This window comes from Massilia sp. Masssp94 (genome assembly GCF_059491305.1).
The window spans coordinates 553,863-570,990 of record NZ_CP168501.1; the positions used below are offsets into that span (position 1 = coordinate 553,863).

The window sequence follows — 17,128 nt, forward strand, 5'->3', positions numbered from 1 at the left end:
GTGGAATCTCCGTTCTCAATACGCGCGCAGCCGGATCTTCAGGATCGTGGGCCGCGCCGGCAGGTTGACACCATGGTCGACCTGGTCGCCATTCCAGTTGCGTTCCATGATCCAGCGCCCCTGCGGGTCGAACTGCCCTTCCTCCACGCGCGCGAACATGGAACGTTTGCCTTCGTTCGCGCCGGCCGGCCAGAAATGCAGGCGGACGTGCTGTCCGATCACGATGAACTCGTCGGCGCCGATCTGCGCGAACGCCGCGCCGCCGTTCGGGGCCACCGTGCCGGGCGGGTAGTCTTCCTCCTTCGCGTCCTTGCCCATCGTGCCGAACTGCCACTCGCGGAACGAGGCGGAGACGCCCCAGTCCTTGAGTACCAGCGACTGCGGCTTGCGGTCGTCGCCTTCCGCGATGCCGGCCGTGCGGCCTTCCAGCGCCCACCGGCCCCACTGCCGCGCCAGCGGCGCGAACGCGGCGTAGATGGTCCCGAACGGTTCGACCATGGTCTTGTCGGTGCGCTTGGAGCCCAGCGGATAATTGCTGTAGTCCGCGTAGTCGATGCCGAACGGCGCCACGCCGATCGCGCCGGCGCCGAGGATCCGGTAGACATAGCGGGCATACGCGGCCGCGTTGCCCATCTCCGGCACGAACAGCGCGTTGTCCGGGCGCTGGAACTTGTCCAGCGTCGCCGCCACGCTGTTCGATTGCGGCGCGTACAGGTCGGGACCGGCGACGTCGATGTGCGGGGCGGCGGCCTTGTAGATGTCGATCACGTCGTACGTGGGACCGCCGCTGGCGAAGTTGCCCTTCCACGGTGCCAGCGGTTCGAGCGGATCGCGCAGCGCATTGTTGACGAACATCGGCAGGTCGTACACGGCGCGTCCCGCCTTCGCGATCTCTTCGATGTAGCTGGCCACGGCCCAGGCGTGGAAATATTCGTCGGCATACGGGCCATACACCTCGGACCACGTGCCGCTCGCGGCGCCGGGCACGGGCGGCTTCTTGCGCGCGAGGACGGCCGCCGGCACCGGCTGGCGGAACGCCGCCTCGCCCCGCGCTGCGAAATCGCGCACGGTGCCGTAGGTGCCGACCTCGTTCTCGACCTGCACCATGATCACGGTGCGCTGCGCTTCGTCGATCTGCTTCAGGTGGCGCATCAGGGCGACGAACGCCTTCCTGTCGGCCACCAGGGTCTGCTCGCCCAGCGGCGACAGGCAGTAGCTGGCCTTGCCGTCGCGGCCGAGCATGCGCGGGAAACGCTTGTCGTCGAACTTGACCCATTCGGGCGTGTACGCGGGGCCGGTGTTCTTCCAGGTGCCGAACCACAGCAGCACGAGGCGCACGCCGTTGCGGCGGGCCTCGGCCACGAGCGTGTCGACGTAGCCGAAATCGAACTTGCCCTCGACGGGCTCGATCTGTTCCCACGCCACGGGGATCTCGAGCGTGTTGGCGTGGGCATCCTTGACGGCGGCCCAGACCTTGGGCAGCGCGTTCGGATAATTACTGGAATTGTGGGCCTGCACGCCCAGCATGGTGAACGGCTTGCCGTCGACCAGCAGCGCATAGTGGCCGTCTTGCTGGACCAGGCGCGGCATCGGGGCGGCGGCCAGCGCCTGGGTGGAGATCAGGACGAGCGTGGCCAGCAGGTGATTGGAGCGTTTTTTCATACGTGGATCCGTCGGGTTGAATGAAATGGCCTCCCGCGACCGGCAAAGGTCGCGGGAGGCCTGTTTTGCGGCGGCGTGCTTAGAACGTGTAGTTCATCTGGGCGCTGAAGGTGCGGCCCGTGTAGAAGGCGTTGTGCAGTTTCATGCCGACCTGTTGCTGCATGTACTGCCGGTAGACCTGGTTCGTCAGGTTGCCCACCTGGCCGCCCAGGCGCAGGTGCTCGGTGAACTTGTACTGGAAGCCCAGGTCGAGCTGGCCGTATGCGCCGCCCCACGTCGGCAGACCGTAGTTGACCGAGTAACCCTGGCCGTAGTTCGGGCTGTCCGGGTTGCGGTCGATGCCATCGTTGCCGGCCGTGCCCCACGAGTTGGTCGACTGCAGGTACTTCGAGCGCCAGCTGTACGCCAGGCGCAACGACACCGCATCCTTGTCGTACAGCAGCGCCACGTTGTACGAGTTCTTCGACAGGCCCACCAGCGGCATGTCGCCGAACACCCTGCCGTCCGTGTCGCAGCCCTGCAGGTTGCGGACCATGTTGGCCATCAGCGTGTCCTTCGGCGTGCACCAGGTGCCGTTGACCGGGTTGTGGTACGTCGTGCTGCTGTCGATATACGTGAAGTTGCTCGACACGCCGAGACCCGAGAACAGGCCCGGCAGCTTGTCGAAATAGGTCTGGAAGCCCGCCTCGACGCCGCTGACGCGGGCGTCCATGCCGTTCACGGGACCCGTGACCATGAAGTCGTGCGTCGTTCCGGTGACGTCCTTCAGCGGGTAGACCGTCGTCTGCGCGATGATGACGTCCTTCAGCCGCTTGTTGAAGACGCCGAACGTCGCCGAGCTGGCGCGGCCGAAGTAGTACTCGGCCGTCAGGTCGAGGTTGGTGGCCATGACCGGACGGAGCGACGTATTGCCGCGCAGCTGGCCGTTGTACGCAATCGAGTCGACCACCGGCTTCTGGTCGTCGCCGGGCGGCGTGTGCGTCTTGATGTCCATGCCCAGCGTCGTGTAGGCCTGCAGCAGGTAGAAGTCCGGACGCGACATGCCCTTCGACAGCCCGAGGCGGAACTGCAGCTCGTCGCTGACCTTGAGTTTCAGGTTCAGGCTCGGCAGCACGCGCGTGTAGGTGCTCTCGAACGTCTGCTTCTCCGACTGTGCCGGAATGTCCGGCACGCCCGGCGGCAGCGGCTTGTTGGGCGGCGTGAACAGCGTGTAGCCGATCGACGTCGGATTCGTGCGCACGACGCGCACGCCGACGTTGCCATCGATCGGATACGCGAGCTTGTCGAACGCGAAACGCAGCTGGGCGTAGGCCGCCTGCGTGCGTTCGTGCTGGTCGTTCAGGCCGATCGCATCGCCGAACTTCGGCGGCTTGTAGCTGCAGTCGTTGTTGCGGCCGGTCGCGTTGGCTTCATTGCACAGGGTCGTGTAGTAGTCGTGCAGCTTGTTGACGGCATCGACCGAGTTGGCCAGGGACGCATCGGGCACGATCACCGGTGCCGGCGACGCCGCGGAACCGCCGAAGAAGTTCTTGAACTGGTGCAGGCCGAAGCCCTGGGCGAAGCGCGGGTCGCCCAGGCCGGCGAACTGCGCCAGCGGCTGCCACGACTGGTTGCCGACCGCCCATCCCTGCGAGATCTGGACCCATTCGGAATCGTGGGTGGACTGCGTCACCGCCGAGCGGTCGGTCACGCGCACGCCGAAGCGCAGGTCGTTGAGGATCGGATGGTCGAACGTGTACTTGGCGTCCAGGCGCGCCGTGTTCATCTGCGCCTTCGCCACGTCATGGTGCACCTGCGTGAAGCCCCAGTAGTAGTGCGACGGATCGGCCAGGTATGCCCGCGACGCCTGGTCGAACGAGATCGTCGGCATGCCGCCGCGCAGGTCGACCGTCTGGCCTGGCACCCAGCCGCCCAGGCCCACCGTGTTGTCGTAGCCGTCCGTCGTGGCCTGCACGTGCTGCAGGTCGGCCTTGAGGGTCCACGCGTCGCTGGCGCGCCAGGTGCCCGACCACGACACGTCGCGCGTGTCGGACGTGCGGCCGCTCGCGCGCGCATCGGTGCCGAAGCCCAGGCCCGTGCCGAAGCCCGGACCGCTGTTGGTGGTGTCGTGCAGCGTGCCGGTCAGCAGCGCGCCGTTGGCGTCGTACGTGGCGCCCGGATCCAGCGACAAGGTGGCCGGGTTCGTCCCGCCGAAATAGGAATGCTCGTCCGAGTGCTGCTTGTAGCGCGAACGCAGGAAAGTCACGTACGAACTGAAATCGCCCTTCTTCCACTGCAGCGCGCCATACAGGCCGTCGCGGGTGCGGTCGAAGGTGTTCTGTCCCCAGCTCGCAGACGGGGTGACCCAGACGCGCTTGCCGGGCACGAGGTCGTCGCGCGAGCTGTACGGGGCGATCGACAGGCTGTCGCTCTGGTTCGCGATCTTCGAGTGCGCGAGGTCGATCAGCACGCCGACCTGGCCGAACCGCGTGTCCCAGCGGTCCGAGTACAGGCCGGACACCGACGGCGGCGCGGTCTTCTGGCGCAGCGACGAGCGCGAGACCTCGGTCGACAACGCCACCTTGCGGCCCTTGGAATCGAACGGCAGCGCGGTGCGCAGGTTGACCAGGCCGCCGATGCCGCCTTCGATCTGCTCGGCGGACGGGTTCTTGTACACGTCCACGCCGGCCATCAGCTCGGGCGGCACGTCCTCGAAACTCAGCGCGCGGCCGCCGTTGGCGGAGAACGCGTCGCGGCCGTTGAACTCCGACCGGACCTGCCCGGCGCCGAGGCCTCGGATCGACACGCCCGTGCCTTCCGCCGCGTAGTGGTTGACGCTGTCGCCCACGCCCTGCTGCGGGTCGACCCGGTTCATCGTGCGGTCGATGCTCACGCCGACCACGCGCTGCAGCACTTCCGTCACCGACTTGTCCGGCAGCTTGCCGATGTCGTCGGCGACGATCGAGTCGACGATTTCGTCCGCGTTCTTCTTGATATTCTGCGCCGAATCGAGCGCCGCGCGCTGTCCGTACACGACGACGGTCGTCGGTTCGGTCTGCGCCAGCGCGGCGCCGCCCGCCATCAGGGCGAGCTGCGCGACGCCGATGGCGATCGCTGTTTTCCTGGTATTGTTCACGTTATCAAGTCTCCGTGTTGTCTTGGATGTCGTCGCCGTCGAGCACGCGCGGCGATCGTATGTATTCTGATTGCCGCCCCTGCCCCCAGCAATTTCGAAATCCGTCAAACGACCCACGAAAACACGGCGCGCCTGGGCGCGCGCGAAAAAAAAAGGGACGGCCGAAGCCGTCCCTAACCCACTTGAACGCGGGAGGAGATGATGCTGCGCATCGAACGACGGAACGATGCGCGAGCCACCAATGCATTCTACGAACCGCCGCCCGGCGTCGCCAGAACGAAATCCGTCAATCGGCTGCTGAAAATCCGTGGGAGCGGGCGCGTTACGGCCCGGCGGATTCCGGTGCGCTGTCGCGCAGCTTGCGGAAGGTCTTCGGCGTGCAGCCGTATTCTTCCTTGAAGAGTTTGTTGAAGTACGAGACGTTCCGGTAGCCCACGGCATAGGCGATTTCCGCCACGCTCGTGTCCTCCTTCGCGCCCAGCAGGCGCGCCGCCTCGGTCAACCTGAGCTTGTTCAGGTACGTGGAAAACGTGAAGCCCAGCTCCGCCTTGAGGATCTCGTTGATCTTGTTGCGGCTGATGCCGAGCGCGTTCACCGTGGTCTCGACATCCAGTTCCGGCTTGACGTATTCCGTCGCCATGAAGCGCAGGATGGCGCTCTGCTCCTTGTCGCGGTGCAGGTCCTGGGACAATTGCTGGTAGGCGACCAGGGGAATGTCGCGCCGCATCTTGTCCTTCACTTCCGCCAGCAATGCCTGTGTATGACGGCGGAAGAACCACAGGCCATAACCGGGCCAGGCGACGACCATGAACGCCGCGAACAGGTACAGGTAGCGCATGTCGCGCCCGGTCAGGGTCAGGTTCCTGACCTGGACTTTCGAGAGCACGCCGTAGGGACTCTGGAACGTGCTGCCGAACGAGAGCTTCGCGATCCGGGTCAGCGTGTGTTCCTGGCGCGCGAGGTTCTGCCCGTACCTGTCGAACCACCACTGGTCGGTCCGCAGGCGCGCCAGGTCGAGCTCGACGTGTTCGCCCTTCTTGTTGCAGAAAAAATAGGTGTACGGGGCGCGATAGGTATCGAACTGGCCGGGCACCGATACCTGGTCATCGAACATCACGAGGCCGAACGCCAGCGTGTTGGCCGGCGCGCAGTTGACGTCGAACTCCACGGCGCTGTAGCGGGACAGGTCGACGTGCGTGAACTTGCCGGCGCGGTCGCGGAACGCCAATTCCGCGTGGACGAACGGATACGCGGCCGCCTTGACGGACGTGAACTCGAAGCTCAGCGTGGCCGTGTCGTCGATCAGCCTGGCCGTCGAACGCCCGCCCACGGCCGAGTCGGCCATGAGCTCGGCGCGCCACGGCAGGCCGCTGTCCGCGGCGGGCAGCAGCGGAAGCCGGATCCAGGTGCTGCGGACACAGGCATAGCCGATGAGAACGCTCGCCACCACGAGACCCAGCAGCCCGGCGAGCGCCTTGTTGTAGAAACTCTGCATTACCTGCTGCCACCTCGACAAATATGGGCCTGGCGGCCGTCTTGCGGCCACATCAATATAATGACAGGTCGCCCATGGATTTGTCGAGATGCGCGCCGGCTGGCGCGGGCGTCAAGCCTGCAGCGCGGCCTCCTGCCGCGACGCCACGCGCTGCTGGTATTCCCGCGGCGAACAACCGAGCTCGCGCTTGAACACGGCGAACAGGTATTGCATCGATGTAAAGCCGCAACGCTGCGCCACCTCGGCCACGCTGCAATCCCCTTCCGCCAGCAGCGCGGTCGCGGCATCGAGCTTGAAGCGCAGGATCTCGTCGTGCACGCTGCAGGCCAGTTCCTGCTGGAAATACGTCTCGAGGGTGGAGCGCGAGACGCCGACGTAATCGGCGACCTGGTCGCCCTTGATGCCCTGGCAGGCATACTGGCGGATGAAATGCCGGGCACGCATGACGCGGGGGTTCTTGACGGGCTGGTGGCTGCTCGACGTGAGCACGTTGATGCCGGCGGGCGGCACCAGGATGCGCGAGCATTCCAGATACGTCCCTTCGAGCAGCTGATGCAGCATCCGGGCCGCGGTGCGGCCGATCTCGTTCGAGCCCTGGATCACGGAGCTGAGCGGGATACACGACAGCATGCGTGCCAGCGGATCGTTGTCGATGCCGATGATGGCGACCTGTTCCGGTACGGCGATATTGGCAAACTGACAAGCCTGCAGCAACTGGCGCGCGCGGGCATCGGTGGCGGCAATGATCCCGATGGGTTTTGGCAGGCTCTGCAGCCACCGCACCTGCTGCGCGACGTCCTCCTCCCAGCTGCAGGCGCCCTCTCCGCGCAGGATCTCGACATTGAATTTGTCGCGCTGCATCAGGAACCGGAACGCCTTTTCGCGCTCGAGCGCCCATGGGTGCCTCGTCCCGTCGGGCAAGGAAAAGAGGGCGAACTGACGCAATCCGACGTCGATCAGGTGGGTATAGGCGAGGTTGACGAGCTTGAAGTTGTCGGTCGCGACATACGGCACGTTGGCCGGATAATCGGCCTCGTTCGCGTACGAGCCGCCGACGGCGACGACGGGCACGCGGCTGTCGGCCAGCGCCGCGGCCACGGCCGGGTCGTCGAAGTGGGCGATGATGCCGTCACCTTGCCAGCGTGCAAGACTTGACAGGCGCACACGAAAATCATCTTCGATGAACAATTCCCACGATGTACGCCGGCTCGACAGGTAACCGGCGATCCCGCCGATGACCTCCCGGGCGAACGCCTGGTTGGCATCAAATAACAAAGCAATGCGATGTGTTTTTGGGCACTTCATTAGCGACGGTCTCCATGTTGCGTCCTGGCTGGACGTCTCTTTTCAATCCGGCAATGTCCCAAAGTATCTTTTCGAGTGCGCTGTTCCCTGTAGAATTTTTTTAATCGACTCCTATGAGGATACGAATAGTTGAAGTTTTACATGCCAAAAGTGTTATTTGCGGGCGCCAAGCAGCAACGATGCAGGCTTGCTATCATCGGGCTCTTTATATATTGAGGAGGCATCGATGACACTTTCCCTGTACACGGCTTCGGTCCCCGTGTTCCGCCAGATCCTGGGCAGCCTGTCCGCCATCCTGACGAAGGCCGAGGCGCACGTGGACGCGAAGAAGCTGGATCCGAACGCGCTGCTGCAGGCGCGCCTGTTCCCGGACATGTTCCCGCTCGTGCGCCAGGTGCAGCTGGCGACGGATTTCGCCAAGGGCGCGGCCGCGCGCCTCGCGGGCGTCGAGGTGCCGCGGTACGACGATGTGGAGACGGATTTCGCGGGCCTGCAGGCACGCCTGGAAAAGACGCTGGCCTTCCTGGACACGGTGGCGCGCGAGGCGGTGGATGCCGGCGGCGACCGCGACGTGACGATCGGCACGGGCGCCAACCAGCGCCAGTTCAAGGGCCAGGTCTATTTATTGCACTACGCGCTGCCGAACTTCTATTTCCACGCCGCGACGGCGTACGACATCCTGCGCCATAACGGGCTGGACATCGGCAAGCGGGATTTCGTCGGCACGTTCTGATCAGGTATTGCGGCGCGGGTAGCCCTGCGCCAGGATGCGCTGCCACACCACTTCCTTCTGCTCGGCCGTCATCGAGACCCAGTGGGCCACCTCGACGACGGTCCGGCCGCAGCCGCGGCAGATGTCGTCGAAGGTGGTCGAGCAGACCGCGACGCAGGGGGTGTCGGGGCGCTGCGGGAGCGCCCCGGCAAGTCGCACGGACGAGGACGCGGGCACCGTGTTCTCGTCCTCGGGGAGCGGTGCTCCCTGTGCATCAAGGAGCGGGGCCGACATCGAGCTTGTCCCAGCCTTCATGGCCGAGCTTTTCCATGGTCTCGATATTCTTCTCGAAGATCTCGGCCGCATCGGGGATCGCTTCCACGGCGCGGTCGATGCTGTCTTCGCGCAAGAGCTGCAGCACCGGGTAAGGCGAACGGTTCGTAAAGTTCTCGATGTCGTTCGGGTCCGTGTCCGCGAACTGGTAGTCCGGGTGGAAGCTGGCGATCTGCAGCTCGCCGTCCAGGCTCATGTCTTCGACGGCGGCGTCGGCGACGTCGAGGAATTCATTGAAGTCCAGGAAATCCTGCAGCACGTACGGGTGGATCAGCAGGGTCGTGTCGACTTGTTCCGGGTCCGTGTCGGCCAGCAGCTGCAGCTCGTCCATCAGCGTGTCCAGCAGGGACTCGGGCGTGCGCGCATGCGCGACGACATAGCGCACCTGGTCCTTCACTTGCACCGCCTTCGCGAACGGACAAAGGTTCAGGCCGATCACGGCGCGGTCGACCCAGCGCCGGGTGGCGGCGATGACGGCGTCATCGTCCACGTTCTCGTTGGCAGTACTCATTTCTTACTTTCAAAAAATACAAAACCGCGTCCTGCGGAGACGGCAATTGTACGCTTTTTGCGTCCACTCATGGAGCATCCGACGAGCCGGACTAACTTGAAAGACAGGCTGGTATTACCCGGCAGTCCATGAAGTCCAGGTACAAATTTGACAATACCGGGCTCGTGAAAGCACCGATTTTCCTCTTGGAAATTTCATATACACCCAGGGGTATACATAAAAACGCTTGATCCTCGTCAGTCAAAGACGAGCTCGCCGGAACCATACCCCCACATATATCGTCTTAACGGGTGCCCGCGTTAGCAAAAAGAGTAGACAAGATTTTTTGTAACTGCGCCGACATACTTCTTGACTGACTCGGTAACTGGTCCGTACACTCCGACTTCACTCGTCAGTCCTGCCGTTCCTGGACGCAACACTGGAAAGCTATGAACGAAACGACTCGCTCCACTTACGCCCTGGCCATCGCGCTCCTGTCCGTCTCCGCGATCAGCCACGCCGCCGACAGCGCCCCGAGCCCGATCGCCCAGAGCAGCAGCAGCGCGGCCGTCATGGCCAAGGCGATCCTGCCGCAATCCCCGGCCCCGTCCAAGTCCGACGACTACAAGGACCCCGACCTGTGGGCCCGCATCCGCAGCGGCTACGCCATTCCCGACATCGACAACGCCCTCGTCGCCAAGCACGTGCAGTGGTACGCGAGCCGTCCGGACTACCTGACGCGCACCTCGGGCCGCGCGTCGCTGTACCTGTACCACGTCGTGCAGGAGCTGGAAAAGCGCGGCATGCCGACGGAACTGGCCCTGCTGCCCGTGATCGAATCCGCGTTCAACCCGCAGGCCCTGTCGAACGCCGACGCGGCCGGCATCTGGCAGTTCGTTCCGGGCACGGGACGCGACTTCAACCTGCAGCAGAACATGTTCAAGGACGAGCGCCGCGGCGTACTCGCCTCGACCGACGCCGCCCTCACCTACCTGCAACGCCTGTACACGATGTTCGGCGACTGGCAGCTGGCCCTCGCCGCCTATAACTGGGGCGAAGGCAATGTGCAGAAGGCGATCCAGAAGAACCGCGCGCTGGGCAAGCCGACCGACTTCGAGAGCCTGGCCGAGCTGATGCCGGCGGAAACCCGCAACTACGTGCCGAAGCTGCAGGCCGTCAAGAACATCATCGCCAATCCGGCCCAGTACGGCGTCGCGCTGCCGACGATCGACAACACGCCGTACTTTGTCGCCGTCGACAAGACGTCCGATATCGACCTGGCCGTGGCCGCCCAGCTGGCGGAAATGTCCGTCGACGAATTCAAGGCCCTGAACCCGCAATTCAAGAAGCCCGTGATCACGGGCGAATCGACCAAGATCCTGCTGCCGAAGGAAAACGCCGAGAAGTTCAACCTGAACCTCGCGCAATGGGGCCGCGCACTGTCCACCTGGACCACGCACAAGATCACGTCGGCCCGCGAAAGCATCGCCTCGCTGGCCGCGAAACTGGGCACGACCCCGGAAGTCATCCGCCAGGCCAACAATATCCCGCCGCAGATGCGCCTGAAGGCCGGCTCGACCATCCTCGTGCCGAAGACCAGTGCCACCGCCAGCAACGACATCGCCGAAAGCATCGTCGAGAACGCGTCGATGATGCTGGAAGCCGACCGCGGCGAGTCGCGCCGCAGCGGCCGCAAGCTGTCCGGCGCCCAGCGCTTCAAGGCCAGCGCCGCGCATGCGGTAGCCGAGATCAAGAGCCGCGTGTCGCGGGGTTCCAAGCCCGCCGTCAACGCCAACGGCCGCAAGCGCCGTTGATATCGTGTCATTTTGACCACGCGACGGACTCACGACCCGTCAATACGCGCACAACTCGACGCATGCCGTGCACGCTCTTCAAAAGTACGGTATAGTGTTGGTTGTGCGCTGCAATAAACGCGTTTGAAAAGACTTCCGCGGCAGTTCACCGACAGTAGTACAACTAGCAGCTACGCAAGCCCAGGCATCCACGAAGGATGTCCTTTCATAAAGCCCTCCCGCCCTGCGTGCCGAAAATGGCACCGTCCCGGCGCAAAGCTTTTGTGCCGAAATTTCTTTCGTTTCAGAGTCATTTCGTATTGTTGGCTCGCGTTGCTATTTCGCGTTCCGCTCCGAATAGCGTGGACGCTCACTGATCCATACCGAAAGTAAATAAACAATGAGTTTTGAAGCACTAGGCTTACACGCGTCCATCGTCAAGGCAGTTACCGAAGCAGGCTACGAAAAGCCGACCCCGGTGCAGGAGCAGGCGGTGCCGGCGGCGATCGCGGGCCGCGATCTGCTGGTCTCGTCCCAAACCGGTTCGGGCAAGACGGCAGCGTTCATGCTGCCCGCCCTGAACAAGTTCGCCAACACCGAACCCGCCGCGGCCGGTCGCACCCCCGCACAGGAAGCGCAATCGACGCGCGCCCGTGGCGAGCGCGTCCGTTTCAAGGCAGCCCAGCCGAAAATGCTGGTCCTGACCCCGACCCGCGAACTGGCCCTGCAGGTGACCACCGCGACGGAACAGTACACGGCGCACATGCGCCGCATCCGCGCCGTCTCGATCCTGGGCGGCATGCCGTATCCGAAGCAGATGCAACTGCTGGCCAAGAATCCGGAAATCCTCGTTGCGACCCCGGGCCGCCTGATCGACCACATGGAGTCGGGCAAGATCGACTTCTCGCAGCTCGAGATCCTCGTGCTGGACGAAGCGGACCGCATGCTGGACATGGGCTTCATCGACGACATCGAAAAGATCGTCGCCGCGACGCCGGAATCGCGCCAGACGATGCTGTTCTCGGCCACGCTGGATGGCGTCGTCGGCAACATGGCGCGCCGCATCACCAGGAACCCGCAGGTGATCCAGATCATGAGCGCGGCCAACCGCCACGAGAACATCACGCAGAAGGTGCACTTCGTCGACGACCTGTCGCACAAGAACCGCCTGCTCGACCACCTGCTGCGCGACGAGACCATGGACCAGGCCGTCGTGTTCACGGCGACCAAGCGTGACGCCGACATGATCGCCGACCGCCTGAACATCGCCGGCTTCGCGGCTGCCGCACTGCATGGCGACATGCACCAGGGCGCCCGCAACCGCACGCTGGACAGCATGCGTCGCGGCCAGGTGCGCGTGCTCGTGGCAACCGACGTCGCCGCGCGCGGCATCGACGTGCCGTCGATCACCCACGTGGTCAACTACGACCTGCCGAAGTTCCCGGAAGACTACGTGCACCGCATCGGCCGCACGGGCCGCGCCGGCCGCAACGGTACGGCAGTCTCGCTCGTGAACCACGCGGAAAGCATGAACGTGCGCCGTATCGAACGCTTCACCAAGCAGACCATTCCGGTCGACGTGGTGGAAGGCTTCGAGCCGAAGCGTTCGGCAGCACCCCGTTCGGGCGCCCGTCCGGGCTGGAAACCGGGCGACGGCCGTAATGCCAACGCCAAGCCGGGCCAGCGCAGCTTCCACAAGCCGGCCGGTGAAGGCTACCGCGGTGACGCACCGCGTCGCGAAGGCGGTTACCGCAGCGAAGGCGCACCGCGCACCGAAGGCGGCGGCTATCAAGGCCAGCGTCGCGAAGGCGGCTTCCGCACCGAAGGCGCCCCGCGCAGCGAAGGCGGCTACCAGGGCCAGCGCCGTGAAGGCGGCTTCCGCAGCGAAGGCGGCCAGCGCCGCGAACGCCCGGCCTTCGGCGCGCATCCGCGCTCGGCCGACTCGGCTCGTCGTACGTTCGGCGACCGCTAAGCGTCAGCAGGCATAACGAAACCCCCGGCATCGCAAGGTGCCGGGGGTTTCGCTTATTTTGTTCATAACGCGCAGCTGCGGAATCCGGAAAAAATATCGTCCCGCTCCGGCGTGAAGAAATTGCGGAAGTGCGGCGAGCGCAGCCGTGCCGGCGTCGCGAACGATGCGCCGCGCAAGGTCTGGCGCGTGCCGAACCACGGCGCCGAATAATCGCGGTAGCGGTCCACCTCGAAGCCCGCGAACGGCAGGAAGGCGGACGCCGTCCATTCCCACAGCTGCCCCCACGCAAAGCCCGGCTGGCTCGACCCCGCCGCGTATTCCCACTCGTCTTCCGTCGGCAGCCGGCGGCCCGCCCACGCGCACCAGGCCTGCGCTTCGTACAAATTCACGTGGCGCACGGGTTCCGCGAGGTCGAGGGCGACCGGCCGGCCGAAGCGCACCGTGTACCAATCCTCCCCTTCCCGCGCCCAATAGCGCGGCGCCGAGCGCTCCTGCGTCATGAGCCACGCGCGGCCGGCCTCCGTCCAGTACTGCGAACGTTCGTAGCCGCCGTCGTGCACGAAATCGAGGTAGGCGGCCGTGCTGACGAGTCCCGCATCGATGGCGAACGGGGCCACCCTGACGAGCGCGGCGTTGCGCTCGTTGTCGAACACGAAGCCCCTCGACTGGTCGCCGCCGCGCATGAACGACCCGCCGGCGAACGCGATGTCGCCTGCCCGGCCCGCGGCCGCCGACTGCGCGCGTGGCGCCAGCGCACCCGCCGGCGCAGGCGCGCCGCGCGACTGCAGCGTCTGCAGGGAGTACAGGAAGGCTTCGCCGTGCATGTCCTCATGCGCCAGTGCCAGACGATACGGATACAGCGCGAGGTCGTCGTCGGCCTCGTGCGCGAGGCGGTCGAGGATGCGGTCGAGCACCTCGTGGCAATAGGTTTTCACCGCACCCGGCGGCGGCAGGTCGAGCGTCCAGCGCGCGCCGTGCGGGACGGTGCCGGAATCGAACCAGTCGTCGCCGCGCGCCAGCAGCGAGTGGCCGCTGGCGGCGCCGGGCCGGCTGTCCAGCGCGCCGCGCAGCACGAACCATTCGGCGAACCAGGCCGTATGGCCCAGCTCCCACAACGGCGGATTCACGATGGGCAGGCGCGGCACGCGGGCCGCGTCGTCGTAGCCGGCGGCCGCGAGAGCCTCGAACAGCGCGAGCGTATAATGCCGCGCATCCTGCAATGCGACGGCCAGTTCCCTGGGTCCCGCGTGGCGGAACGATGCTTGATTGACGGCCATGCATCATTGTACGACCAATCCCGACTCCGATTCCTACCGATGCCCCGAGCGCACATCCACATCGTCAGCCCCGCATCCGCCCGCGAAAACAACGGCAACTGGCAGACCGCCAGCCGCTGGCGGCGCCACCTCGCGCGCGACTACCGCGTCACGATCGGCCCCGGCTGGCGGGACGGAGACGCGGTACCCGACCTGTTGATCGCATTGCACGCGCGCCGGTCCGCCGCCGCGCTGGCAGCCTTCGACGACGCGCATCCGGACCGGCCCACGCTGCTCGTCCTCACGGGCACGGACCTGTACCGCGACATCCGCGACGACGCCAGCGCACAGGCCTCGCTCGCCCGCGCGCACGCGCTCGTCGTGCTGCAGCCGCGCGGCCTGGACGAACTGCCGGACGCCGTGCGCGCAAAGACGCACGTGATCTACCAGTCGGCCCCGCGCCTGCGTGCCGCCCGGCCACGGATGCCGCTCGACGTCGCGATGATCGGCCACCTGCGTATCGAAAAGGATCCGGAGACGTTCATGGATGCGGCCCGCCTCATCGGCACGCCGGGCGTGCGCCTCGTGCACATCGGCGCCGCGCTCGACCCGGACCTCGGCCGCCGCGCGCGGGAAACACAGGACGCGACCTCCACTTACCGCTGGCTCGGCGCCCTGCCCCACATGGCGACGCGGCGCCGGCTGCGGCGCTGCCACGCGATGGTCATCGCATCGCGCATGGAGGGCGGCGCGAACGTCATCATCGAAGCGGTGACGAGCGGCGTGCCCGTGCTTGCATCGAACATCTCCGGCAACGTCGGCATGCTGGGCGGCGACTACGCGGGCCTGTTCGCACCCGGCGATGCGCGGGCGCTGGCCCGTTTGATCGAACGCAGCGCGACCGATCCGCGCTTCGCCGAGCGCCTGCGCCGCCAGTGCGCGGCGCGCGCGGCGCTGTTCGCCCCCGCCGCCGAGCGAGCGCGCCTGCTCGACTTGGTGGATAATCTTCTCTTCAGATCAACGCAAGTTTAAAAAAGAGCACTGTATGAACACATCCGCCGACCAACCCATCAAACTGACCTCGTTCTCCCACGGCGGCGGCTGCGGCTGCAAGATCGCGCCGGGCGTGCTGTCCGAGATCCTGAAGAAGTCGAGCGGCTTCCCCGTGCCGAAAGAGCTCATGGTCGGCATCGAGACGGCCGATGACGCGGCCGTCTACAAGCTGAACGACGAGCAGGCGCTGATCGCGACGACCGACTTCTTCATGCCGATCGTCGACGATCCGTTCGACTTCGGCCGCATCGCCGCCACCAACGCGATCTCGGACGTGTACGCGATGGGCGGCACGCCGATCATGGCGCTGGCCCTCGTCGGCATGCCGATCAACAAGCTGCCGCTGGAGACGATCGGCAAGATCATCCAGGGCGGCGAATCGATCTGCGCGGAAGCGGGCATCCCCATCGCGGGCGGTCACACGATCGACTCCGTGGAACCCATCTACGGCCTCGTCGTGCTGGGCCTCGTGCACCCGTCGAAGGTGAAGCGCAACGCGGATGCGCGCGCGGGCGACGTGCTCGTCCTCGGCAAGCCGCTGGGCGTGGGCGTGCTGTCGGCCGCGTTGAAGAAGGATCAACTGGATGCGGACGGCTATGCCGCCATGGTCGCGAACACGACGAAGCTGAACAAGCCGGGCAAGGCCCTGTCGGAACTGGCCGGCGTGCACGCGCTGACGGACGTCACCGGCTTCGGCCTGCTGGGCCACCTGCTCGAGCTGGCGCGCGGCGCGCAGCTGACGGCGCAGCTGGACATGGCGAACATCCCGCTGCTGCCGGGCGTCGAGGCGCTGGCCCACGCCGGCTATTTCACGGGTGCGTCGGGCCGCAACTGGGATGCGTACGGCCATGACGTCGAATTGGGCGGCGCGATCACGGACACGCAGCGCGTGCTGCTGACGGACCCGCAGACATCGGGCGGCCTGCTCGTCTCGTGCGCTCCTGAAAGCGTCGACGAGGTGCTGGCGCTGTTCCGCCGCGAAGGCTTCGGCGATGCGGCCGTCATCGGGTCGATGGCGGCGGGCGCGCCGAAAGTCGTCGTCGGCTGAACGCTCGGTTAAACCATGAACAAGCCGCCGTCGCGGTCCGGATGCGTCGCGTCCGGATCGATGTCGAGCACGATCCCGTCGGCACCCGGGATGCGCACCGGAAGCAGCTGGATGATGTCGTAGCGCTTCTGTTCCGCGTACAGGCGCGAGCCCGCGAAGGCGGTCGACTGCGAAAGCCAGGACAGGGCCGCCTGGCCCCGCTCGACGAGCGTGCCGCAGCACAGGCCCGAGCCGTACACGCCCACGCGGTACGACGGCTTGCCTTCCGCCGCCACGTACAGCGCCGCGTGCACGCCGGTAAAATAATTACTGACGGCGCCGTCGAGATCGGCCTGCGTCGGATCGTAGTCGACCGCGAAATAGATCGCGGAGCCGAACGGTTGCCCGATCACGTCACGCGCCATCCGGAAGGCCGCCGCGCCGTCCGCCAGGCCCTGCGCGCGGGTAAAGAAGCCGGCGCGGGTGCCGCTCGTTTCCCACACGGCGCCGAGCGCGAGTCCCGCCTGCGACAGCGCCCGCGCCTCGCCGAGCGACAAATTCTTGGCCGCGTTGTGGCTGTAGTAGCGCAGCGCGAACGCGTAGCCCTGTTCCTTGAGCGCCTGGGCGTGGCGCGTCAGTTCCATCGTCGTGTCGAGACCTTTCAGTACGGGCATGGTGTGCTCCCTGGCGACATGAAGCGCGTACTGTGACACTCGGCTCATCCAGAGAAGTTGATTGTTCGCAAAAACCGTGGTGACCAAACGACAACACACGAAACGCTTGACACGCCAAACAAAATTCACTTAGAGTGGAGAAATGTTCTCCCCTCTGCCTCTGTCGACTTCCCTATCGCTTGCCCGCGCGCTAACGCCGGCAGCCCTGCTACTACGCGCGTAAATCGCCGCTGTCCCGCCC

The 17,128-nt window shown here is 65.6% G+C and carries 13 protein-coding genes; 5 read left to right on the forward strand and 8 right to left on the reverse strand.

Features of this window, described 5'->3' with window-relative positions:
• Window positions 1-15 precede the first annotated feature (15 nt).
• The 4 genes from ACEN9G_RS02270 to ACEN9G_RS02285 all read right to left on the reverse strand — a co-directional run bounded on the left by ACEN9G_RS02270 (window position 16) and on the right by ACEN9G_RS02285 (window position 7,577).
• Entirely contained in the window at window positions 16-1,662 is a 1,647-nt protein-coding gene (locus ACEN9G_RS02270; RefSeq protein ID WP_413339085.1) for a DUF5597 domain-containing protein, read from the reverse strand.
• Between the two features lie 79 nt (window positions 1,663-1,741).
• Window positions 1,742-4,777, reverse strand: a complete 3,036-nt coding sequence (locus ACEN9G_RS02275) for a TonB-dependent receptor (protein ID WP_413339083.1) — start codon at window positions 4,775-4,777, stop codon at window positions 1,742-1,744.
• A 322-nt stretch (window positions 4,778-5,099) separates the two neighbouring features.
• A complete protein-coding gene (locus tag ACEN9G_RS02280) occupies window positions 5,100-6,272 on the reverse strand; it encodes a helix-turn-helix domain-containing protein (RefSeq protein WP_413339082.1) in 1,173 nt (390 codons plus the stop codon).
• Between the two features lie 111 nt (window positions 6,273-6,383).
• Window positions 6,384-7,577: a XylR family transcriptional regulator gene (locus ACEN9G_RS02285; protein WP_413339080.1), complete on the reverse strand. Its 1,194-nt coding sequence runs from the start codon at window positions 7,575-7,577 to the stop codon at window positions 6,384-6,386.
• 226 nt (window positions 7,578-7,803) lie between these two features.
• On the opposite strand from ACEN9G_RS02285, the gene ACEN9G_RS02290 reads away from it, so the two are divergent.
• Window positions 7,804-8,310: a DUF1993 domain-containing protein gene (locus ACEN9G_RS02290; protein WP_413339078.1), complete on the forward strand. Its 507-nt coding sequence runs from the start codon at window positions 7,804-7,806 to the stop codon at window positions 8,308-8,310.
• On the opposite strand, the gene ACEN9G_RS02295 is transcribed toward ACEN9G_RS02290, so the two are convergent.
• Complete coding sequence (locus ACEN9G_RS02295) at window positions 8,311-8,508, reverse strand: DUF1289 domain-containing protein (RefSeq protein WP_440968118.1); 198 nt, start codon at window positions 8,506-8,508, stop codon at window positions 8,311-8,313.
• A 55-nt stretch (window positions 8,509-8,563) separates the two neighbouring features.
• On the reverse strand, window positions 8,564-9,133 hold the full coding sequence (locus ACEN9G_RS02300) for a DUF1415 domain-containing protein (RefSeq protein WP_413339075.1): 570 nt from the start codon (window positions 9,131-9,133) through the stop codon (window positions 8,564-8,566).
• A gap of 428 nt (window positions 9,134-9,561) precedes the next feature.
• Here ACEN9G_RS02300 and ACEN9G_RS02305 point away from each other — a divergent pair, with 428 nt between their 5' ends.
• Together ACEN9G_RS02305 and ACEN9G_RS02310 are read left to right on the forward strand one after the other, a co-directional pair.
• Window positions 9,562-10,926, forward strand: coding sequence for a transglycosylase SLT domain-containing protein (locus tag ACEN9G_RS02305; RefSeq protein WP_413339073.1), 1,365 nt, complete (start codon window positions 9,562-9,564; stop codon window positions 10,924-10,926).
• Window positions 10,927-11,305: 379 nt separating this feature from the next.
• A complete protein-coding gene (locus ACEN9G_RS02310) occupies window positions 11,306-12,877 on the forward strand; it encodes a DEAD/DEAH box helicase (RefSeq protein ID WP_413339071.1) in 1,572 nt (523 codons plus the stop codon).
• Between the two features lie 62 nt (window positions 12,878-12,939).
• Here ACEN9G_RS02310 and senA read toward each other — a convergent pair whose 3' ends face one another.
• A complete protein-coding gene (senA, locus tag ACEN9G_RS02315; protein ID WP_483127636.1) occupies window positions 12,940-14,154 on the reverse strand; it encodes a selenoneine synthase SenA in 1,215 nt (404 codons plus the stop codon).
• 39 nt (window positions 14,155-14,193) lie between these two features.
• On the opposite strand from senA, the gene senB reads away from it, so the two are divergent.
• Window positions 14,194-15,165, forward strand: a complete 972-nt coding sequence (senB, locus tag ACEN9G_RS02320; protein ID WP_483127637.1) for a selenoneine biosynthesis selenosugar synthase SenB — start codon at window positions 14,194-14,196, stop codon at window positions 15,163-15,165.
• A 13-nt stretch (window positions 15,166-15,178) separates the two neighbouring features.
• On the forward strand, window positions 15,179-16,234 hold the full coding sequence (gene selD, locus ACEN9G_RS02325; RefSeq protein WP_413344414.1) for a selenide, water dikinase SelD: 1,056 nt from the start codon (window positions 15,179-15,181) through the stop codon (window positions 16,232-16,234).
• 8 nt (window positions 16,235-16,242) lie between these two features.
• On the opposite strand, the gene ACEN9G_RS02330 is transcribed toward selD, so the two are convergent.
• Window positions 16,243-16,887: a DUF1906 domain-containing protein gene (locus tag ACEN9G_RS02330; protein WP_413344412.1), complete on the reverse strand. Its 645-nt coding sequence runs from the start codon at window positions 16,885-16,887 to the stop codon at window positions 16,243-16,245.
• Window positions 16,888-17,128 lie beyond the last annotated feature (241 nt).